Annotated in this window: 15 protein-coding genes; 3 read left to right on the top strand and 12 right to left on the bottom strand. The window is 71.7% G+C overall.

The features are described 5' to 3' along the window. The first annotated feature begins 230 nt into the window (after positions 1–230). Positions 231–782, top strand: a complete 552-nt coding sequence (locus ABZ805_RS09660) for a hypothetical protein (protein ID WP_358436925.1) — start codon at positions 231–233, stop codon at positions 780–782. 2 nt (positions 783–784) lie between these two features. Here the strand turns inward: ABZ805_RS09660 and ABZ805_RS09665 are convergent, their stop codons facing one another. From ABZ805_RS09665 to ABZ805_RS09720, 12 genes are all read right to left on the bottom strand, one after another. Beyond that, positions 785–1,441, bottom strand: coding sequence for a Crp/Fnr family transcriptional regulator (locus tag ABZ805_RS09665; RefSeq protein WP_358436927.1), 657 nt, complete (start codon positions 1,439–1,441; stop codon positions 785–787). A gap of 119 nt (positions 1,442–1,560) precedes the next feature. Then, on the bottom strand, positions 1,561–2,493 hold the full coding sequence (locus tag ABZ805_RS09670; protein WP_358436931.1) for a heme o synthase: 933 nt from the start codon (positions 2,491–2,493) through the stop codon (positions 1,561–1,563). Further along, positions 2,490–2,867 (bottom strand): DUF3817 domain-containing protein, encoded by a 378-nt coding sequence (locus tag ABZ805_RS09675; RefSeq protein WP_358436934.1) that lies wholly within the window; start codon positions 2,865–2,867, stop codon positions 2,490–2,492. Before ABZ805_RS09675 ends, ABZ805_RS09670 begins: the two co-directional genes overlap by 4 nt. Positions 2,868–2,984: 117 nt before the next feature. Beyond that, entirely contained in the window at positions 2,985–4,091 is a 1,107-nt protein-coding gene (locus tag ABZ805_RS09680; protein ID WP_358436937.1) for an LLM class flavin-dependent oxidoreductase, read from the bottom strand. Positions 4,092–4,591: 500 nt separating this feature from the next. Then, positions 4,592–5,935 (bottom strand): lysine N(6)-hydroxylase/L-ornithine N(5)-oxygenase family protein, encoded by a 1,344-nt coding sequence (locus tag ABZ805_RS09685; RefSeq protein ID WP_358436940.1) that lies wholly within the window; start codon positions 5,933–5,935, stop codon positions 4,592–4,594. Positions 5,936–6,001: 66 nt separating this feature from the next. Further along, the gene (locus tag ABZ805_RS09690) at positions 6,002–6,835 is read right to left on the bottom strand and encodes a siderophore-interacting protein (protein WP_358436942.1); all 834 of its coding nucleotides are present in this window, start codon (positions 6,833–6,835) and stop codon (positions 6,002–6,004) included. 125 nt (positions 6,836–6,960) lie between these two features. After that, positions 6,961–8,376: a DHA2 family efflux MFS transporter permease subunit gene (locus ABZ805_RS09695; protein WP_358436945.1), complete on the bottom strand. Its 1,416-nt coding sequence runs from the start codon at positions 8,374–8,376 to the stop codon at positions 6,961–6,963. Positions 8,377–8,394: 18 nt separating this feature from the next. Continuing rightward, on the bottom strand, positions 8,395–8,592 hold the full coding sequence (locus tag ABZ805_RS09700) for an MbtH family protein (protein WP_358436947.1): 198 nt from the start codon (positions 8,590–8,592) through the stop codon (positions 8,395–8,397). Next, complete coding sequence (locus tag ABZ805_RS09705) at positions 8,589–15,698, bottom strand: amino acid adenylation domain-containing protein (RefSeq protein WP_358436950.1); 7,110 nt, start codon at positions 15,696–15,698, stop codon at positions 8,589–8,591. Before ABZ805_RS09705 ends, ABZ805_RS09700 begins: the two co-directional genes overlap by 4 nt. 666 nt (positions 15,699–16,364) lie before the next feature. After that, positions 16,365–17,672, bottom strand: a complete 1,308-nt coding sequence (locus tag ABZ805_RS09710) for a GNAT family N-acetyltransferase (RefSeq protein ID WP_358436953.1) — start codon at positions 17,670–17,672, stop codon at positions 16,365–16,367. A 573-nt stretch (positions 17,673–18,245) separates the two neighbouring features. Then, a complete protein-coding gene (locus tag ABZ805_RS09715) occupies positions 18,246–19,007 on the bottom strand; it encodes an amino acid ABC transporter ATP-binding protein (protein ID WP_358436956.1) in 762 nt (253 codons plus the stop codon). Beyond that, positions 19,004–19,891: an amino acid ABC transporter permease gene (locus tag ABZ805_RS09720; RefSeq protein ID WP_358436959.1), complete on the bottom strand. Its 888-nt coding sequence runs from the start codon at positions 19,889–19,891 to the stop codon at positions 19,004–19,006. Before ABZ805_RS09720 ends, ABZ805_RS09715 begins: the two co-directional genes overlap by 4 nt. 306 nt (positions 19,892–20,197) lie before the next feature. On the opposite strand from ABZ805_RS09720, the gene ABZ805_RS09725 reads away from it, so the two are divergent. After that, a complete protein-coding gene (locus ABZ805_RS09725) occupies positions 20,198–21,121 on the top strand; it encodes an ABC transporter substrate-binding protein (protein ID WP_358436962.1) in 924 nt (307 codons plus the stop codon). Positions 21,122–21,234: 113 nt separating this feature from the next. Beyond that, the gene (locus tag ABZ805_RS09730) at positions 21,235–22,191 is read left to right on the top strand and encodes a hypothetical protein (RefSeq protein ID WP_358436965.1); all 957 of its coding nucleotides are present in this window, start codon (positions 21,235–21,237) and stop codon (positions 22,189–22,191) included. The last annotated feature ends 14 nt before the right edge of the window (positions 22,192–22,205 follow it).

Here is a 22,205-nt window from a genome sequence, read left to right on the forward strand (position 1 = left end):
GACCAGATCGGACGAACGGTCCGCTCACCCATCAAGTTCGGTCGCACACGAACCTCCGGCTGGAGTGAACGGACCGTTCCTCCAGCTGGATCGGACGAACGGTCCGTTCACTCGCGCCCGAGGTGGGTGCCGGGCGGGTGCCGGGCTCTGTGGCATCTGACGCAGACGACGCGCACCGCGGGTGCTGGACTGATCACGCACCGAGTTCGCCGCACCGCAGGGAGAACGCCATGGACCGCGAAGGCACCACATCGACCCCGCCCGCGACACCGCGCGAACGCGCGGACGACGACCACCTCACCCCGGAGCAGGAGCTGGAGGTGGCGCTGCGCACCGCGAGCGACTTCCGCACCTGGATCTCCGGTGCCGACACCAAGGCGGGACTGCTGATCCCCGCCCTCGGCATCGGAATCGGCGGGGCGGGCAACGCCATGTCCCGAGCGCCCGGCGAACCGGTGCACGCCGGACCGCCGCAGATCGCGTCGCTGGTGCTGCTGATTCTGCTGCTGTGCGGGGCGCTGGGCGCGCTGCTGCACGTCGCGGCCGTGCTCACCCCGCGCACCGGGGCACCCGCCGGCGGGGCGAACCCGTTCGCCTTCCCCACGTTCCGCCCGGCCCGCGGCGCCTCGGCTACCGAGCTGTGCACGCTGGCGTGGCGCCAGGCGGAGGCGTTGGCGCTCATCGCGACCACCAAGTACCGGCGGTTGCGGGCCGCGCTGCACTGCTGCTGCGGTGCGCTGCTGGCGTTCCTGGTGTGGACGGTGCTGCGCGCGCTGTGCTGAGCTCACCCGGGTTCGGCGTGCTCGGCGAGCAGCTCCCGGTTCAGCACGGTGATCCGGCGCCGCTGCGTGTCGACGGCGCCGCGGTCCCGCAGCTCGCGCAACGCCCTGGCCACCGCCTCCCGCGAGGCACTGGTCGCGGCCGCCAGTTCGGCCTGGCTCAACGGGATCGCGATCGCGTACCGGCCCGCGGCCTCGCGCACGCCGTGCTCTCGGACCAGTTCCAGCAGCAGCCGGGCGAGCCGCTGCCCCACCCCGGCCGAGGCGAACTCCACCCGGTACCGGTCGGACTCCCGCATCCGGGCGACCACGCCGACCAGCAGCTCGAACATCACCTCGGGGTGCCGGTGCAGGAACCGGCGGAACTCGGCGCCCGGGACCACGTCCGCCAGCACCGGGCCCAACGCGGTCACCGCGGACGCCCGCGGCTGCCCGTCCACCGCGGAGAACTCGCCGATCACCGAACCGGGGCCGCGGATCGCGAGCATGGTCTCCGCGCCGCGCGTGGACATCGACCACACCTTGACCCGGCCGCTGCGGATGAGCAGCACGTGGTCCGAGCCGTCGCCGACGCCGAACAGCACGGCGCCCTCCCGCCAGCGCCGGGGCGTGCCCACCGACCGCAGTGCGGCGACCGCCGCCTCGTTCCACCGTTCGCTCATGCCGCCCCCTCCGCCATGATCGTCCACGCCGCGCCGCGAACGACGTGATCGTGCGGATCAAGCTTGGCAGGCGCGGACGCAGGTCGGCCAGCAGCCGCCCCGCCGCGGAGGCCGCGCGGTCAGCTGAAGGTGGGCAGGCCCACCGCGGCGTCCACGGCGATCGCCACGAACAACACCGCCAGGTACGAGTTCGACAGGTGGAACAACGTCATCGGGTTCGTCGTGCGCCCCTGCCGCACCGCGGCGTGCAGCCGCTGCGCCACGATCAGGAACGCCGCGCCGGACAACACCGCGACCGCCACGTACACCCAGCTCGTCGCGGGCACCAGCAGCAACGTGGAGGCCACCGTCGCCCAGCTGTACACCAGGATCCGCGCCGACACCTGCCGCGGCGTCGCCACCACCGGCAGCATCGGCACCCCGGCGCGCGCGTAGTCGTCCCGGTACTTCATCGCCAGCGACCAGAAGTGCGGCGGCGTCCACAGGAACACGACCGCGAACATCACCAGCGCGGGCCACTCGACCTCGCCCGCCACCGCGGCCCAGCCGATCACCACCGGCATGCAGCCGGCGGCCCCGCCCCACACGATGTTCTGCGAGGTGCGGCGCTTGAGCAGCAGCGTGTACACGAAGACGTAGAACAGGATCGCCGCCAGCGACAGCACCGCCGCCAGCAGGTTCGCCCCGATCGCCAGCACCGCGAACGACACCGCGCCCAGCACGATCCCGAAGATCAAGGCGTGCTTGCGCGGCACCTCGTAGCTCACCAGCGGGCGGCTGCGGGTGCGGTGCATCACCGCGTCGATGTCCGAGTCGGCCACGCAGTTCAACGCGTTCGCGCTGCCCGCCGACATGGCGCCGCCGACCAGCGTCACCAGCACCAGCCACGGCGACGGGATGCCGCGCTCGGCCAGGAACATCGCCGGGATCGTGGTGACCAGCAGCAGTTCGATGACCCGCGGCTTGGTCAGCGCGAAGTAGGCGGCCAGCACGCCGCGCCGCTTCGCGGTGGTGGTGGGAGTGGCCTCGGCCTGTTCGGGAACGGCCGTCATGAGCTCGTCGACCCGGTCGTCGCCGCGGACTCGAACGGCAGCGGCTCACCGCCGGTGCGCAGCCGGTGCCACAGCACCACCTTGCGCTCCGCGAAGAACGCGCCGAGCGGGATCGTCCCGGCCAGCAGCACCAGCAGCATCCGGCCGTACGGGATGCGCAGCTGCACCGTGGTGACCAGCGCCACGAACAGGTACACGATGTAGAGGTACCCGTGGCCGATGCCGATCGTGGTCGTCCACGAATCGCCCATCAACTGCGCGGACGAGCCCTCGGGCCACAGGTATTTGAACACCATCGCCAAGCACAGCAAGATGAGCAGCACCGCTGTCACGTACGCCATGACCCGGTAAGCGGCCAGAACGCCAGGCTTCACCACAGATCCCTCAATCCCGCCTCTGCCACGAACACCGGAAACGACCGTACGCCACCGCCGGTGCGCGCCTGCGCGTGACCTGGCGGGACAGTGGTGCCGGCCACGCGACGACGTGGCTCAGGCCACCCCGGGCAGGCCGTAGGCGCGGGCGATCAACTCGTAGGAGTGCAGCTTCGCCTCCCGGTCGTACAGGTTCGCGGTCAACATCAGCTCGTCGACCTCGGTGCGTTCCCGCAGCTCCTCGAGCTCCGCGTGCACCGATTCCGGCGTGCCGTAGATCGCGTCCGCCAGCCACGAATCCACGATGCCCTGCTCCACTTCGGAGTACTGGTGGTCCCGCGCCTCCTGCGGGCTCGGCATCCGGCCCGGATTCCCGCTGCGCAACCGCAGCATGCTCAACGCCATCGGGCGCGCCAGGTCCAGCGCCTCCTCCGCGGTGTCGGCGGCGATGGCCTGCGCGCCGATCATCGAGTACGGCTCGTCCAGCACCTCCGACGGCCGGAACGACTGCCGGTACAGGTCCAGCGCAGGCAGCGTGTTCCGCGCCGAGAAGTGGTGGGCGAACGCGAACGGCAACCCGAGCGCGCCCGCCGCCTGCGCGCTGAAGCCGCTCGAACCCAGCAGCCACACCGGCGGCGCCTGCCCGTGCGGGACCGAACTCACCTCCGCGTACGGATGATCGGCGGTGAACCCGTCTCCGAGGAACCGCAGCAGGTCCCCCAGCTGCTCCGGGAAGTCGTCCACCGACAGCGGGCCGCTGGTGCGCCGCAACGCCCGCGCCGTCCCCTGATCGGTGCCGGGGGCGCGGCCGATGCCCAGGTCGATGCGGCCCGGGTGCAACGCCTCCAAGGTGCCGAACTGCTCGGCGACGACCAGCGGCGCGTGGTTCGGCAGCATCACGCCGCCCGAACCGAGGCGCAGCGTGCTGGTCGCCGCCGCCAAGTGCGCGATCACCACCGGTGGCGAGGAGCTCGCGATGCCCGGCATGCCGTGGTGCTCGGCGACCCAGAGCCGGTGGAAACCCCAGCGTTCCGCGGCCTGCGCGAGTTCCGTGGTGGTGGCCAGCGCCTCTCCCGGCGTGGTCGGCACGCCGACGGGAGCGAGATCCAAGATCGAGAGCGGGACGGCCGAACGACCTCGTGCGGTACCGCGGATCGGGTCGGGCCGGGATGCGGGACCGGCGGCCTCGAGGGCGGTGCGGTCCGGGTTGGCGACGGTGTCCATCGTCGCTTGCAACCGCCTGGCGCGGGGGCTTTGTTCCCGGACGCCTGTGCCGGTGCTCACACGCCCTTAGCGGAGTGAGCGGACCGTTCGTCCAGTCCCGTTGGGCGAACGGTCCGTTCACCCCGGCCAGAAGACGTTCGCGTTCCCGGCGCAGCACGGCCGGCACGGTGCCGGAGTGAACGGACCGTTCATCCGGTGTCGTTGGGCGAACGGTCCGTTCACCCCAGCCGTCCGCGGCGGTGATCGACCGGCGGACGACACGAGTGAACGGACCGTTCGTCCGGTGTCATTGGGCGAACGGTCCGTTCACCCCGGTCGACCGCGGCCCGGTGATCGATCAGCGGGCGGGACGCGTGAACGGACCGTTCGTCCCATCCGGTTGGTCGAACGGTCCGTTCACTCGCGGAAGCGGGCGCCTGGTCTCGGCCGCGGGCAAGCGAAGTGAACGGACCGTTCGTCCGATCTGCTCGGACGAACGGTCCGTTCACTCCAGTACCGGGTCAGGCTCGGTCGCCGGTGAGCGCGTAGTCCGCGTGCACCGCCGGTTCGGGCGCGCTGCGGTAGCGGAGGATGGATTCGCGGATGTCCCCGGCCCGCACGGCCCCGTTCGACAGCAGCGACGAGGTGATGCCGTGGGTGTGCTCGGTCCCGCCTTGGAAGTACACGCCGCCGCGCACCCCGTCGGTGGTGCGCACCCGGTAGTCGCGGTCGACCTGCACCTGCCCGTCGCCGTCGCGGAGGCATTCCTCCCAGGTGCGCCCGAGGAAGCGGCCGGGGTCGCCGGGCCGGCAGCCGGTGGCGTAGACGAGGACGTCGGAGTCGAGGACGGTCCGTTCGCCGGTGGGCAGGAATTCGACGGTGACGGCGACGCCCTCACCGGTGGCGCGCACGTCGACGACCCGGGAGGCATTGAGCATCCGCAGCCGTTCCTCGCCGCGCACCTTCTCCTGGTAGGCGCGGGCGTAGAGCTCCTCGATGAGTTCGAGGTCGACCACCGAGTAGTTGGTGTTGCGGTGGTAGTCCATGAGCAGCTGCTTCACCCCGCCCGGCGCGGTGTAGAAGTGGTCGACCGCGTCGGGGTCGAAGATGCGGTTGGCGAAGGGGCTGTCGTCGGCGGGGGTGTGCCCGTACCGGCTGAACACCGAGCAGACTTCGGCGCCGGTGAAGGTGCGGTGCAGGTAGTCGGTGACCTCGGCGGCGCTCTGCCCGGCGCCGATGACGGTGAACCGCTGCGGGTCGCTGTCGCGGAGTTCGCCGACGCGGTGCATGAGTTCGAGGTTGTGCCACACGTGGTCGCCGAGTTCGGCGCCCGCGGGCAGGCTCGCTTCGAGCCCGACGGCGATGACGATGTTGCGGGCGCGGCTGGCGGTGACCTGGCCGGAGCCGTGCCGCACGAGCACTTCGAAGACCTCGCCGTCCTGCACGGGCCGCACGTCGATGACTTCGGCGTCGTACTGGACGAGGTGGTCGAGCCGGCCCGCGGCCCACTCCAGGTAGTCGTGGTATTCGACCCGGGTGGGGAACATGGTCTTGTGGTTGATGAAGTCGACGAGCCGGTCCTTGTCCTTGAGGTAGGACAGGAAGGAGAAGTCGCTGGCGGGCTCCCGCATCGTCACGAGGTCCTTGAGGAACGAGACCTGCATGGTGGTGCCTTCGATGAGCATCCCGCGGTGCCAGCCGAATTCCGGTTTGCGTTCCAGGAAGCTCGCGTCGAGCCGTTCGTCCTCACCGCATCGGCGGTTGTGTTCCTCGACGGCTACGGCCAGCGCTAAGTTGGAGGGGCCGAAGCCGATGCCCAGGATGTCCTGGACGTGGCCTTGCACGTGGGTCGGAGCCGCAGACACGGTTGTCCCTTCGCCGGTACCCGGTCGGTGTCGCGCGCGGGCACGGTGGAATCCGCAGACCGCTCGTCAGTCGCGGTCGTGGTTGTATCGATCGTGGTAGTCGGTTTCGGCCATGCCGGCCTTCCAGTAGCCGATGGCCAGCACTGACGCGGGATCGAACCCGCGGTCCTGCCGCAGGTGGCGGCGGATTCCGCGGACGACCCCGGATTCACCGGAGACCCAGGCCGACACGTCGAGCCTGTCGGGGATGTCGAGGTCGCGGACCGCGTCGGTGAGCAGGGTGGAGCGCCCCGCGGGGACCCCGTCGCGGTGCAGCCAGGTCATCCGCACGTTCGGCGGGCATTCGATGTGCTGCTGGTCGCTGCTCCCGCCGACTTCGAGGAAGACCTGGCCGCTGGCGGTGATCGGGAGCTCTTCGATGATCGAGGCGATGGCAGGCATCGCCGTCTCGTCGCCGACCAGCAGGTACCAGTCGGCTTCCCGGCAGGTGCGCCCGCCGGGCCCGAGCACGCCGAGGTAGTCACCGGGTTCGGCCCGGCGCGCCCAGGACGCGGCGACACCGTGGTCTCCGTGCATGACGAAGTCGATGTCCAGCTCGCCGCGGTGCTCGTCGTAGCGGCGCACCGTGTAGGTGCGCATCGTGGGTCGTTCGTGCGGTTCGGGCCAGTCGTAGCGGCCTTCGTCGTTGAGGACGGGGAGCACCGGGCGATGCTGACCGGGTTGCGGGACGAACACCTTCACGTTGGGTCCGCTGTGCCGCTCGCGGAATCCGGCGAGTTCCTCGCCGCCGAGGGTGATGCGGCGCATGGACGGCGAGAGATCCGTCGTGCGCAGCACTTCCAGCGTGCGGGTCGGCGGGCGGTGGTGCGTGCCGCGTCGGGGTCGGTCCGCTGTCGTCATCGGGCCTGGCGTTCCTTCCTCACTGTCTCCAGAACGATCACTGGAATTAAGGCTAGCCTAACCATAGAACGCCGGGATGTCTTCATCCGGTGGGCCAGATCTCGCCACCCGCTCGGGCGGAACCGTCAGCCCCGCCCGGCGGGCACCGCGTCGGCCCCGTCCCCGGCTTCGGCCGCGCGACCAGCGGTGGTGCGCAGTTCCGCCGGGTTCTTGATGCGCAGCGCGACCAGGACGCCGAGCAGCGCGAATCCGGCGGAGACGAGCATCGCAAAGTGGTAGACGCCGAGCGACCCGGAAGATCCCGCGCCGCCGATCGCCAGCACTCCCGCGGTCACCGCCACGCCCAGCGCCGAACCGACCTGGCGCTGCACGTTGAACAGGGTGGAGGCGCCGCCGGTGGCGGTGGCGCTGATCGTCGCGAACGCCACCACCTGCAACTCGATCGAGGCGGCGCCGACGAAGAAGCCGGAGGCGAACTGCACGGCACCCGCCGACAGCGGACCGATCACCAGGTTCATCGCGGCGAACGAGCCCGCGGCGCCGAGCATCGCCAGCGCGATCAGCAGCCGCGGCCCCAGCTTCGGGTGCGCCCACGTCACGGCCTGCGAGGCCACCATCAGCCCCACCGCCTTCGGCAGCGTCACCAGGCCCGTCTCCCACGGCGAGGCACCCATCCCCGTCTGGTACATCAACGTGAACCCGTAGAGGGTGCCGAGGAAACCGGCCACGCAGGTCGCCAGGATCAGGCTGGCCCGCCGGAACGAGGAGTCGCCGAACAGCCGCACGTCCAGCATCGGCTGCCGCGACCGCAGCTGGCTCACCACCAGCGCCACCAGGCAGCCGAGGCCGACCGCGCCCGCCAGGTAGAAGTGCGGCGAACCGGGACCGCGCATCGACACCGCGTCCAGCGCGTACATCAGCAGTCCCAGGCCGGGCGCGGCCAGCGCGAACCCGACCAGGTCGAACCGCTTGTGCACCGATTCGACGTGCTCCCGCAGCCGCAGCGCCCCGTACACCAGCGCCAGCACCCCGAACGGCACGTTCACGAAGAAACCCCACCGCCAGGTGAGCTGCTCCACGAACAGCCCGCCCAGCACCGGGCCCAGCGCGGGGGCGACGGCGGTCGGGATCACCAGCACCCGGGACAGCTTGATCCGCTCCTGCGGCGGGTAGGCGCGGAACAGCATGGTCAGCGCCACCGGGCTCAGCACCCCGCCGCCCGCGCCCTGCACGATGCGGGCGAGGGTCAGCTGGGTGAGGTCCTGCGCCGCCCCGCACAGCGCGGAGGCCAGCACGAACGCGCCGAACGCGGCCAGGAACACCTTCTTGGTGCCGAACCGGTCGCCGAGCCACCCGGACACCGGGATGCACACCGCGAGGCTCACCAGGTACCCGATGTTGATGGCGCTGGTCGCGCTCGGCGGCACCCCGAACTCGGCGCCGATGGCGGGCAGCGCCACGTTCACGATGGTGGCGTCCATGCCGTTCATGAACATCGCGGCGACGTAGACGATGCACACCGCGACCTTGGGGTCGTTCACACGCATGAGGTTCTCGATCTACGCGCCGTTGCGGGCCGGACGGATGTCCGTCCAGTGCACCTCGATGTGCTCCAGGCAGGCCTGCCGGTCGGCGGGGCCGTGCGCGACGGTCCAGCCGTCGGGCACCCGGATCCGCTCCGGCCACAGCGAGTACTGGTCCTCGTCGTTGATCAGGGCGTAGAACGAGCCGTCGGCGTCGTCGAACGGATTGCTCATGTTCCGGAACTCCTTCGCGGGTCTGGGCCGGGTGCCGCGCCGCCGTGGAGCCGATCTTCGACGACGGCGGCGATCTCGGCGAGCGGGGCGGGCCGGGTCATGTCCTTGTGCTCGCAGGCGATGTCGTGGTTCTCCACGACGCCGTCCACGTACGGCTCCCACATCCGGGGGGTGAGCGAGGCCTTCGCCTGGTTCTCGGTGGCGGTGAAGAACAGCAGGTCGCCGTGGAAGGTTCCGTGGTCCGCCTCGTTCTCCAGCACCGCGCAGTTGGCGAAGTTGTCGATGATCGCCTTGACGGTGTGCTCTTCGAGGTTGGCCAGGGCGCTGCCCTCGGCGGAGAGGATCTCCATCACGTCCGCGCGGTGCAGCGGGCCGTCGCCGAGCTGGTCCATGTCGTAGCCCGCCATGTACAGCAGCGCCTTGAGCGCCTCCTCCTCGGTGGGCAGCACGTCCCACACGTCCTTCGGGTACGAGTCGAGCATGCACAGGAACCGGACCTGTTCGCCCCGGTCCTGCAGCTGGGTGCTCATCTCGTGGGCGATGACGCCGCCGAAGGACCAGCCGAGGAAGTGGTACGGCCCGTGCGGCTGCACGGTGCGCACGTGCTCCAGGTACTCGGCGGCCATCGCGGCGAGGTCGTCGAGCACCGGCGCCGGTTCGTCGAGCCCGCGGGATTGCAGGCCGTAGAGCGGGCGCTGCGGGTCGATGTGCTTCATCAGCCCGGAGAACGGCCAGGCGAGCCCGGCCGCCGGGTGCACGCAGAACAGCGGTTCCTTCGTCCCTTCGGTGCGCAGCGGCAGCAGGATGCCGAGCGCGTCGCCCTTGCCGCCGGTGCGCACGCGCGCGCCGAGCCCGGCGACGGTGGGGGCGGCGAACAGGCTGCCGACGTTGAGCTTCACGCCGAGCGCCTCGTCGATGCGGGCGATCAGCCGGGCCGCGAGCAGCGAGTGCCCGCCGAGGTCGAAGAACCCGTCGTGCACCCCCACCCGCGGCAGTTCGAGGACTTCCGCGAACAGCGCGCACAGCACTTCTTCGGTGGGGTCGCGGGGCACCGCGGAGCCGACGGCGGCGGCCAGGTCCGGTTCGGGGAGCGCGCCGCGGTCCAGCTTGCCGTTCGGCATCAGCGGCAGCGCGTCCACGAACACGATCGCGGCGGGCACCATGTAGTCCGGCAGCGATTCGGCGACGTGCGCGCGCAGTTCCGCCTGTTCGACGGCCTGCTGGGCGACGACGTAGCCGATGAGCCGCTTGTCGCCGGGCCGGTCCTCGCGCACCACGGTGGCGACCTGGGCGACCGCGGGGTGGCGGGCCAGGGCGGCTTCGATCTCGCCGGGTTCGATGCGGAAGCCGCGGATCTTGACCTGGTCGTCGGCGCGCCCGGCGAAGTCGAGCGCCCCGTCCGAGCGCCAGCGCACCAGGTCACCGGTGCGGTACATGCGGGAGCCGGGGGCGCCGTACGGGTCGGCGACGAAGCGTTCCGCGGTGAGCCCGGGCCGCTTCAGGTAGCCGTGGGCGAGGCCGGTGCCGGAGACGTACAGCTCGCCGACGACGCCCGGCGGCACCGGCCGCAGCGCCGCGTCGAGCACGTACAGCCGGGTGCCCGGGTCGGGGATGCCGATGGGCACCGAGGTGCCGGTGTCCGGTTCGCAGTCCCACAGCGTGGAGTTCACGGTGGCTTCGGTCGGCCCGTAGCAGTTCAGCATCCGCCGGTCCCGGGACCAGCGCTGGACCAGGTCGGCGGGCACCTTCTCCGCGCCGCACAGCAGCGTCGCGTTCGGCGGCAGGTCCACCTCGGGCGGGAACATGCCCATCACGGACGGGCCGATGGCCAGGTGCGTGACCCGGTGCTCGGCGGCGTAGTCGGCCAGCGGTGCGCCCGGCACCCGCCGGTCGGCGGGCACCACGACGAGGGTGCCGCCGGAGAGCAGGCCCATGCAGATCTCCCAGAACGCCACGTCGAAGCTGGGCGAGGCGAACTGCAGCACCCTGCTCTCGGCGGTGACGCCGACCCGCCGGGTCTGGGTGGCGACGAGCCCGGCGACGCCGGTGTGCGGGACGACGACGCCCTTGGGCCTGCCGGTGGAACCGGAGGTGTAGATCACGTACGCCGGGTCGTCCACAGTGGACTTCCGGGGCGGGGTGCCGGTAGGCCGGGCGGCGAGCGCCGCGCGGACGTCCGCGTCGTCCAGCAGCACCGCGGGTGCCCCGTCCGGGACCCGGTCCGAGCGGGCCAGCACCAGACCGGGCTCCGCGTCCTCGATCATGTGCTGCAACCGGTCGGCCGGGTAGTCCGGGTCCAGCGCCAGGTAGGCCGCGCCGGAGGCCAGCACCGCCAGCAGGCCGATGATCAGCTCCGGGGACCGCGGCAGCATCACGCCGACGATCGCGCCGGGCCCGGCGCCGCGCTCGATGAGCAGGTGCGCGAGCGCGTTCACCCGCTCGCCCAGCTCGGCGTAGCTCAGCTCCACGTCCTCGAAGACCAGCGCCGGCTCGTCCGGGTGCGCCGCGATCCGCGCGTCGAGCAGGTCGGGGAAGGTCGCGGGCCGCACGTCCTGGTCCGGCACCGCGTCGCCCCAGCGGAAGATCCGCCGCCGCTCCTCGGGATCGAGCAGGTCGAGGTCGCCGATGGGGGTGTCCGGGGCGGCCGCGGCGGCGGTCAGCAGCCGCACGAACCGGTCGGTGAGCGCCGCCACGCTGTGCTGCTCGAACAGGTCGGCGCTGAACTGGGCGACGCCGTCGACGCCGTCGGCGGTCTCGCGCATGCTCAGCGCCAGGTCGAACTTCGCCGCGCCCGCGTCCACCGCGTCCACCGCGGAATCGAGGCCGGGGAATTCGGCGTGCACCGCCTCCGCTTCGCCCCAGTAGGCCAGCATCACCTGGAACAGCGGGTGCCGGGCCAGCGAACGCGACGGGTTGAGCACCTCGGCGAGCCGTTCGAACGGCAGCTCCGCGTGGTCGTAGGCCGCCAGGTCCGCCTGGCGCACCCGGTCCAGGAGTTCCGCGAACGTCGGCTCCCCCGAGGTGTCGGTGCGCAGCACCAGGCTGTTCACGAAGAACCCGACGAGCTCGTCGAGCCGGTCGTCGCCGCGTCCCGCGACCGGGGTGCCGATGGGGATGTCGGTGCCCGCGCCGAGCCGGGTCAGCAGCGCGGCCAACCCGGCCTGCACCACCATGAACGGGCTCGCCCGGTGCTCGGCGGCCAGCGCCCGCAGGTCCCGGTGCAGCGCGGCACCGAGGGAGAACCGCACGGCGCCGCCGCGATGGCTGGGCACCGCGGGCCGCTGGTGGTCCGCGGGCAGCGCCAGCTCGTCGGGCAGCCCGGCCAGCGCTTCCCGCCAGAACGCGAGTTCGCGGGCGGCGAGGCTGTGCTCGTCGTGCTCGTCGCCGAGCAGTTCCCGCTGCCACAGCGCGTAATCCGCGTACTGCACCGGCAGCGGTTCCCACTCCGGTGCCGCGCCGCGCAGCCGTGCCGCGTAGGCGGTGGCCAGGTCGCGCAGCAGCGGTGCCATCGACCACTCGTCGGTGGCGATGTGGTGCAGCAGCACCAGCAGCACGTGCTCCCGCTCGCCGGTGCGGAACAGCTCGGCGCGCAGCGGCGGCTCCTGCGCCAGGTCGAAGCCGTGCCGGGCGGCGGTGGCCAGCGCCTCGTCCAGCTCGGCGGCCGCGACCTCGTGCACCGGCAGCTCCGGTGCGGCGGCGGGCAGCACCCGCTGCCGCGGTTCGCCCTGCCGGTCCGGGAACGTGGTGCGCAGGCTCTCGTGCCTGCCGACGACGTCGCCGAGCGCGGCGCGCAACGCGGCCACGTCCAGCTCGCCGGACAGCCGCACCCCGATCGGCAGGTTGTAGGTGGCGCTCGGGCCCTCCAGGCGGTGCAGGAACCACAGCCGCTGCTGGGCGAACGACAGCGGCACCTCGTCTGGGCGCGGCACCGGCCGCAGCTCCGGACGCGCCCGCAGCGCCGGACCCAGCCGCCGCACCAGCCCCGCCACCGTCGGGTGGTCGAACAGGGTGCGGATGGAGACCTCCACGCCCAGCTCGCCGCGCACCCGCGCCAGCAGCCGCGTCGCCAGCAGCGAATGCCCGCCCAGGTCGAAGAACCCGTCGTCGATGCCGACTTCCGGCACCCCCAGCACCTCGCCGAACAACCGGCACAGCGCCGATTCGACCTGGTCCCGCGGGGCCCGGCCGGTGGCCTGCGCCGCGAAGTCCGGCGCGGGCAACGCCCTGGTGTCCAGCTTCCCGTTCGGGGTCAGCGGCAACGCGTCCAGCAGCACCACCGCGGACGGGACCATGTAGTCCGGCAGCTCCGCGGCCAGGTGCGCGCGCAGCTCCGCCGCGTCGGCCGTCGACACCGCGTAGCCCACCAGCCGGTGCTCACCCGGCTGGTCCTCGCGGGCCACCACCGTCGCCTGCGACACCTGCGGGTGCGCGGCCAGGCGCGCCTCGATCTCGCCGAGCTCGATGCGGAAACCGCGGATCTTCACCTGGTGGTCGGCACGGCCCACGAACTCCAGCAGGCCGCCCTCGCGCCACCGGGCCAGGTCGCCGGAGCGGTACATCCGGGTGCCCTTCGCGCCGAACGGGTCGGCCACGAACCGGGACGCGGTCAACGCCCGTCGGCCCAGGTAGCCGCGCGCCAGTCCGGCACCGGCGATGTAGAGCTCGCCGACCACGCCCGGCGGCACCGGCTGCAGGTTCTCGTCCAGCAGGTACACCCGCAGGTCCGGGATGCCGCGGCCGATGAGGCTGCCGTCGCGGCGCGCCACCAGCTCGCGGTCCAGCTCCACGTACGAGACGTGCACCGTCGTCTCGGTGATCCCGTACATGTTGATCAGCGTGGGCGCGTCCGGGTGCCGCGCGTACCAGTCGTCCAGCCGGGACAGGTCCAGCGCCTCACCGCCGAACACCACGTAGCGCAACGCCGACTCCCGCCCCAGTTCCGGGGCGTTCCGGTCGGCCTCGATGAGCTGGTAGAACGCCGACGGCGTCTGGTTCAGCACCGTCACCCGCTCCCGCACCAGCAGGTTCAGGAAGTCCTCCGGGGAACGGCTCACCTCGTGCGGCACCACCACCAGCCTGCCGCCGTGCAGCAGCGCGCCCCACAGCTCCCACACCGAGAAGTCGAAGGCGTACGAGTGGAACAACGTCCACACGTCCTCGGAGCCGAACCCGAACCACGGTTCCGTCGCGGTGAACAGGCGGACCACGTTGTGGTGCGGGATGACCACGCCCTTCGGCTGGCCCGTCGAACCCGAGGTGTAGATGACGTAGGCGGCGTGGTCCGGGGTCAGCGGACCGCGCTCGCCGCCGCGCGGATCCCGCTGCGAGTGCTCGGCGATCTGCGCGGCGTTCACCGGGTCGTCCAGCAGCAGCCGCGGGATGTCCGCGGGCAGGTTCTCGTGGTGCGCGGTGTCGCTGATCAGCATCGCCGGTTCCGAATCCGCCACGATGTAGGCGATGCGGCTCGCCGGGTTCCCCGGATCCAGCGGCAGGTAGGCGGCACCGGCCTTGAGCACCGCCAGCACCGACACCACCAGCTCCGCCGAACGCGGCAGCGCCAGCGCCACCAGCTGTTCCGGGCCGACTCCGTGGTCGATCAGGCAGTGCGCCAGCCGGTTCGCCCGCGCATCCAGGTCCGTGTAGGTCAGCTGCTCGTCGCCCCACGTCAACGCCACCGCCTGCGGGGTGCGGCGGACCTGGTCCTCGAACAGCTCCGGCAGCGTCTTCGCCGACAGATCCGGGCCGACCGGGCCGCCGTTCCACTCCTCCAGCACCAGCGCGCGCTCGTCCGCGGACAGCAGGTCGATCTCGCCGACCGCGCCGTCGCCCGCCGAGAACCGGCGCACGAAGCGCAGGAAGCGCTCCCGGTGCCCCTCGACCTCCGCGCCGGTGTACAGGTCCGGGTTCGCGTCGAACTCGAAGCGCATCCCGGTGCCCGCCGTGTACACCGACACCGTCAGGTCGTCCACCGGGCCCGCCGCCAGGTTGTGCACCGTCGAGGTGTGCTCGCCGAAGCACAGGTCGTAGTCGAACGCCTTCACGTTGATCATCGGGCCGAACAGCGGACGATCCGTGCCCAGCAGCCGCAGATCCCGGCGCAGGTCCTCGCCCCGGTACTGCTGGTGCTTGCGCACCTGCCGCACGGCCTTCGCGACCTGCACGATCAGCTCGTCCCGCGTCGTCTCCGGCGTGACGGTGAGCCGCAGCGGCAGCACGTTCACCACCATGCCCGGCACCCGCGACGCCGCCGAACCGAGCCGGCCCATCACCGGCAGGCCCAGCACCACCTCGCGCCGGCCCGTCACCCGGTGCAGGTAGGCGGCGAACGCGGCGATGAACGCGTCCGGCCAGATCGTGCGGCCCTGCTGCGCCGCCCCCGCCAGCGCGTCCGCCGCACCCGAATCGACGTCGGCGGCGCGGCGCAGGAACGTGCGGGCCGTGCGTCCCGCCCGGCCCGCCAAGGTCGCCGCCTCCGGCCGGTCGGCGAACCACTCGCCCCAGAACTCCCGGTCCCGCTCGAACTTGTCCGACCCGCGGTAGTCCCGCTCCGCGTCCAGCAGCGCCGACAGCGGCTCGAACGGGGAATCCGCCGGCTTGTCGCCCGCGACCAGCGCCGAATAGGCCTCCGCGACCCGGCGCAGCACGATCGAGAAGCCGTAGCCGTCGATCGCCACGTGGTGGATCCGCTGGTACCAGAGCCAGCGGTCGTCGGCGAGCTTCAGCAGCGCCGCCGTGAACAGCCTGCCCCGCTCGCCGCCGACCGTCAGGTCGACCGGTTCCGCCAGGTCACCGCGCATCCACTCCAACGCCGCCGCCAGCGGATCCGCCTCGCCGCCGACGTCCACGACCGGCAGGTCCCAGTGCCACGGCGGGTCGATCACCTGGCGCGGGCCGTCCGCCGCCTCCACCACCCGCAGGCGCAGCGACTCCGCTTCCGCCAGCACCGTGTTCAGCGCTTCCTCGAACAGCTCCGGTTCCACCGGGCCGTGGATCTCGACGTACTCGCTCGTGTTGTAGATCGGGTTCGCGCGGTCGAGCGCCTGCGCGAACCAGATCCCCGCCTGCGCGGCGGACAGCGGCAGCGACACGTCCAGAGGCTCCGGCATCGTTCTCCCCCACGGGACACGGACAAAGTAAGGCTAACCTTATTTCACGGTCCGCCGGGTGACCAGAACCCCCGCTGCGTGCGCTACCTCTCAGCCCCGACGCGTCCGCCCGGCGGTAACCCACCCGCCCGACGTTCGGAGTGAACGGACCGTTCGTCCGATCTCCTTGGGCGAACGGTCCGCTCACTCACCCGCTCCCCGCCCACTCGGTCTGGGTGAACGGACCGTTCGCCTCATCTAGTCGGACGAACGGTCCGCTCACTCCGGCCGTCCGCCCGCCGGAAACACCGGAACCCGGCACCGAACCGGAGCACCTCCGGGCATGAGTGAACGGACCGTTCGTCCCATCCCGTTGGACCAACGGTCCGCTCACTCCGGCCGACCGCCGTGGATGCGCCAGCGCCCGGCGCCGAGCCGGAGCACCCCCGGAAACGAGTGAACGGACCGTTCGTCCCATCCCGTTGGACGAGCGGTCCGTTCACACCATCGACAGTCCCGTCGGAGCCCGGTGCCCGAATCCCCGAGCATCCGGGTGAACGGACCGTTGGTCCCACCTCGTCGGGCCGAGCCCCCGCCGCACCGCCACCGAGGCGACCTGAGGCGAGTGAACGGACCGTCCGTCCGATAGAACTGGACGAACGGTCCGTTCACTCGCGAAGAGCGGAGTCAGCGGTCGCGCACCATCAGCGCCGAGTTCTTGCCGGGCAGGCCGATCTCACGGGCGCGGGCGAATCCGGCCTTGCCGAACGCCGCGACCGACGCTCCGTTGTGGACGTTCGGCTCGGCGACGACCCGCGCGCACTCCGGGTCGGCGGCCAGCAGACCGGAGGCCACCTCGGCCAGCAGCGACGAGCCGAAGCCGCGCCCGATGGCGTCCTTCTCCCCGATCGCGATGTGCACGCCGAGGTCGTGCCGCTGCAGCGAGTAGCAGCCGGCGAGCTTGTCGCGCGCCACCCGGTAGAGCTCGACGTAGGCGACGTCCCGCCCGTCGCGCCGCACGATGCACGGCAGCGAGTGCCGCCCACCGAGCTGCGCGGCGAGCTCGTCGCGCCAGCGCTGCAGCGACCACGCCTGGTTCCAGTTCACCGCCACGTGGTCCTCGTTCATCCACCGGTGCACCAACTCGGGGTCATCCGAGTCCAGCGCCACCGGCCGCAGCGACCAGCCGTCGCCGAGTTCCGGGACGGGCACCCCGGGGACGTCGGCGGCCGGGACTGCGTGCAGCGGGTTCGGCACCTCGTAGCGCACCGGAGAGACCGCGACCTTCCCGTCGACCAGGTAGCGCAGCCCGGAGCCGTTGAGCACCGCCAGGTCGGTCAGGGTGGCGCTGTTGAGCCAGTGCTGCACCACCCGTTCGGTGTCCGGATAGGTGTCGGCCAGTGCGGTGAGCCCCTCGGCCAGCACGGCCAGCAGCTCCTGCTCGTCGGCGACTCCGCGCAGCCCGAACCGGCCGATGGCGGCGAGCGATCGGCGGGTCAGCAAGCGAGCGGTCACCTCGGCCAAGTCGGCGCGCTCGTCGAGGTTGCGCAGCGCCGGCGTCACCGTGCTCTCCACGTGCGAGGCGAGCCAGCGCCGTGCCTCGTCCTCGGTCGACACGCCCTGCCCGAGCACGTCGACCTCGTCGTTGCCCGCCAGCGGGTCCACCGCGCCGGTGCGGACCGCGTCCAGCAGCCAGTCCAGCAAGGTGCCGGAACCTTCGGCGTTGATCGGGGCGTCCGCGGTGGCCCTGCCGCGCGCGTCCGCCGAGCAGGCCGCGGCCAGCAGCGCGGAGTCGGCGAGGTCCCCGGAGTCCGCGACGCGGATCGGGCCGAACCCGTGCGCGCCGGTCGGCGAGCGGTAGGTGACCTCGGTGGTGAACCGCAGGGGCCCGATCGTCACCTTCAGCGGCCCCGCCTCGATCGGGGTGTGCGTTTCCGCGAGCCACCTCCGCAACAACACCGCCGCCCGCGGGTCCACCTGCACGTTCTCGGCCACACCTGTCACACGCCACCTCTTCACGCTGCGTTGGGAACGCCGACCCTAACCCAGCCGACCGGGGGACGGACCGGCGTTCTCCGGTGCCTCCGGTCACCACCGTCGCGGAGTGAACGGACCGTTCGACCGACTGGACCGGACGAACGGTCCGTTCACCCGAAACTCCGCGCCGCCGACCGGGTGACGCCGGCCCCGGAGTCGCACCACCACTGCGGTGCCGAGCGAACGGACCGTTCGACCAGTTGGACGGGACGAACGGTCCCCTCACTCCCGGCGATCGGCGGGGCGGCCACCGAGCCGCGTTCCGGCAGCGGCAGGCGGAGTGAACGGACCGTTCGCCCAACCAGATCGGACGAACGGTCCGCTCACTCGCAACGATCAGAGCGAACGGGCCGTCCGCCCGATGCGGTGGGACGAACGGTCCGTTCACTCCATCCGAATCAGTCCGGAGGAGTCGGGCGAGGGGCTTCGCAGCGCTCCCGGTCGGCATCGCGCCCGACGGCAGCACCGGGTGAACGGACCGTTCGCCCAACCAGATCGGACGAACGGTCCGTTCACTCCGGGGAAGTGGGGTCAGAGGACTCGTTCGAGGAACTCCCGGGTCCGCGCCTCCCGCGGCGCGAGCAGCACGTCGGCGGGCGGGCCGGTTTCGACCACTCGGCCTTCGTCGAGGAACACGACGGTGTCCGCGACCTCCCGGGCGAAGCCGATCTCGTGGGTGACGACGACCATGGTGAGCCCACCGCGGGCGAGGTCCTTCAGCACGGCGAGCACTTCGCCGACCAGTTGCGGGTCGAGCGCGCTGGTGGGTTCGTCGAACAGCAGCACCTTCGGTTCCACGGCGACGGCCCGTGCGATCGCCACCCGCTGCTGCTGGCCGCCGGAGAGCCGCCGCGGGTAGGAGTCGGCGTGCTCGGCGAGCCCGACGTCGCGCAGCGCCGCCAGCGCCCGCGCCGACGCGTCCTTTGTGGACATCCGTCGGACCCCGATGAGCGCTTCGGCCACGTTGCCGAGCGCGGTCATGTGCGGGAACAGGTGGAACCCTTGGAAGACCATGCCGATCTCGGCGCGCTGCCTGGCGACGACCCGGTCCGGCAGTTCGTGCAACTTGCCACCGGATTCGCGGTAGCCGACGAGCGATCCGCCCACCTGCACCCGCCCGGCATCGACCTTCTCCAGGTGGTTGAGGCAGCGCAGCAGGGTGCTCTTGCCGGATCCGGACGGCCCGATGATGCAGGTGACGGACCCTTCGGCGGCGCTGAGGTCGACCCCGCGCAGCACCGGCACCGGCCCGTAGCTCTTGCGCACCCCGCGCACGTCGATCATCGCGGTCATCGCCCGCCTCCCAGGATTCGCCGCCACGGCGCCGGTTCCGCGTCGCGCCGGGCTCCTCGGGCGTAGTACCGCTCGACGTGGTGCTGGGCGACCGTCAGCAGCGAGGTGACGACGAGGTACCAGGCGGTCGCGACCAGCAGCAGCGGGATCACCTGGTAGTTGCGGTTGTAGATCAGCTGCACCGAGTGCAGCAGGTCGTGCACGGCGATGACGCTGACGATCGAGGTGCCCTTCAGCGTGCCGATGAGCATGTTCGCGGCGGGCGGCACGATCGCGCGCATCGCCTGCGGCAGCACGATGCGCCGCAGGGTCCGGCCGCGCGTCATCCCCAGCGCCTGCGCGGATTCGGACTGCCCGGGGTCGACGGAGAGGATGCCGCCGCGCACCACTTCCCCGGCGTAGGCCGCTTCGTGCAGCACCAGGCCGATGATCGCGGTGGTGACGCCGCCGAGCAGGTCCACGGTGCTGATGGAGAACTCCCCGACGCCGAGCACCGGGTACAGCGCGCCGATGTTGAACCAGAACAGCAGCTGCACCAGCACCGGCACCGAGCGGAAGAACCAGGTGTAGCCCCAGCTGACCGCGGCCAGCACCGGGTTCCCGGACAGCCGCAGCACGGCGAGCACCGTGCCGAGGGCGAACCCGAGCAGCATCGTCACCGCGGTGAGCCACACCGTCAGCCACAACCCGTGCAGCACCGCCGGTGTGAGGAGGTAGGCACCGACGACGTTCCACTGGAAGTTCGGGTTCGTCGCCACCGAGAACACGGCGCCCGCCAGCAGCGCCAGCACCACGGCCGCCGCCACCCAGCGCAGCGGACGGCGCAGCGGAACCACTTCGGGAACGTCCCCGACGGTTTCCGGGACGACTCGCAGTTGGGACATGATCTCCCGCCTGTGCAAGGGAATCGGGACTTCGAACATCCATCCGTGCACCGACCCGGGTCAAGTCCGCGGAATCCCCGTCCCACCCTGTGGCCGCCGTTGACACCTCCGGTCGAATCCGGTGAAGCTCGGCGGGTGCCCGCTCGGACGTGCCTGGTAGCGCGAACCCACATCGACCTCGCCCTGGTCTGGTCGGCGTCCTGTCGACGCCACCGCTGACCCCAGGCCCACCGCGCCCCGCCCTGCCCGGATCCCGGGGCGCTCCCGACGATTCCCGCCGCCCGCGCGGCGCGGAAGGGGACCACGATGCGCACCGGACATCGCGCGGCGACCGCGCTCGCCGTGCTGTTGAGCGGAATTCTGCTCGCCGCCTGCGGCCCGGCCCCTGATCCGGACGCGATCGCGCCGGGCCTCGACCCGCAGGCCGACGTGGTCTCCGGCGTCGGGCGCAGCGAGGCGGCGGCCGCGCTGCTGCCCGCGCGGGTCCGCGACGGCGGGGTGCTGCGCATCGGCCGCTCCGTCGGCGGAGCGCCGCCGACCGCGTTCTACCTGGCGGACGGCAGCACCGCAGTCGGCCTCGACGTGGACATGACCGAGGCGGTGGCCCGCAAGCTGGGCCTGCGGGTCGAGGCGCAGGACGCCGCGTTCGAGACGATCCTTCCCGCGCTGGGCAGCGGCAAGTACGACGCGGGCACCGGGAACTTCGGCGTCACCGAGGAGCGCAAGCGCACCATCGACTTCGCCACCTACGTCCGCGACGGGCAGGGATTCGCGGTGCGCAGCGGTGACGACCGCGGCCCGATCACCGACGTCACCGCGCTGTGCGGGCAGACCGTCGGCACCGCGAAGGGCACCACCTTCGAAACGACCCTGTCCGCGCGATCCCACCGCTGCACCGACCAGGGCCGCCCCGCCTACCGGGTGGAGGTGTTCTCGGAGAGCAGCGCCCTGTACTCCGCGCTCGCCCAGGGCAAGGTCGACGCGATCATGAGCACCGTCAACGGCTTGCGCTACGCGGCGACGCAACAACCGGCGCTGCGGTTGACCAACGAGTTCCGCAGTCTCGACGTCGGCTTCGCGCTGCCGAAGGGCTCGCCGCTGGCCCCGGCGTTGCAGGCGGCGGTGAACGAGCTGATCCGCGACGGGTCCTACGCCCGCATCCTCGGCAAGTGGGGCGTGTCCGCATCGGCCATCGGCGAATCGCAGGTCAGTCCCCCGGAGATCCACTGAGCACGCCACTACTCGATCAGGTGGTGATCGCGCCGCTCCACCGCGCGCGGGGTCCGGATCAGACCTACTCTCCTCGGCGAGTCGACCCTCGCCTGTGGAGAGGAGTGTCCAACGTGGAGGACTCCGCACAAGCCGTCGTCCCGCTCCGTCCCGGATTCGACATCCAGGTACGAGGTTTCCACCGCCGCCAGGTCACCGAGCACATCGAGCTGCTCGAGGACCAGCTGCGGATGGTCAGCATCGATCGCAACGAGGCGGTGGCGCTGAACACCGACCTCCGCCGCCTCTGCGACGACGCGCGGCGCGACCTCGCCGAAGCCGAACTCCGCCTCAAACGCATCGAAGCCTCCGACACCGGGCTTCCGCACGCGTCGCAACGCGTGCAGAACATGCTGTCGCTGGCCGAGGAAGAAGTGCAGACGCTGCGCGAGCAGGCGCAGCGGCAGGCGGAGACCATCCGAGGCAGCGCGGAATACGAGGCGCAGCAACTGCTCGACGAGGCCGGTGCGGCCGCGGAGGCGATGCGGGCCGAATGCGCCCGCCTCGTCGACGAGCTCGACGTCCGGCAACGCGAGATCCGCCGGGAGCACGAGCAGAGCCTCGCCGACATCCGGGAGCGCGAGCGCGCCATGCGCCACGCCATCCGGGACGAGTACAAGTCGGTCGTCACGACCGCGCAGGAGGAAGCCGACGCACTGCTCGCCCGCACCCGCTGGGAGTGCGGCAGGCGCGACGCCGAGACCGAGCAGCTGCGGCTCGACGTCCTGCAGGACCTGCACACCAAGCAGGCCCGGATGGAGGAACTGCGCACCGCGGTCATGTCCTCCCTGGAGAACGTCGGCAGGCTCGTCGGCGCCTCCAGCAACGAGATCGCCGCGCAGGAGATCGACAACGTCATCGACGCCGAACTCGTCGGCGAACCGGCGCACCACGTGTGGCTGCCGGAGCCGCGCGGGGACACCCAGAGCTACCTGATCCCGCTCGAGTCCCCCTTCAACGGTGGTGCCGCACCCGCGGAACCCGCCGAGACCGCCGAAGCCGAACCGACCGAAGCCGTCCAGCGGAACTGATTCGGAGCGAGTAC

The sequence above is a fragment of the Saccharopolyspora sp. NPDC047091 genome (genome assembly GCF_040643635.1).
Taxonomy (GTDB): domain Bacteria; phylum Actinomycetota; class Actinomycetes; order Mycobacteriales; family Pseudonocardiaceae; genus Saccharopolyspora_C.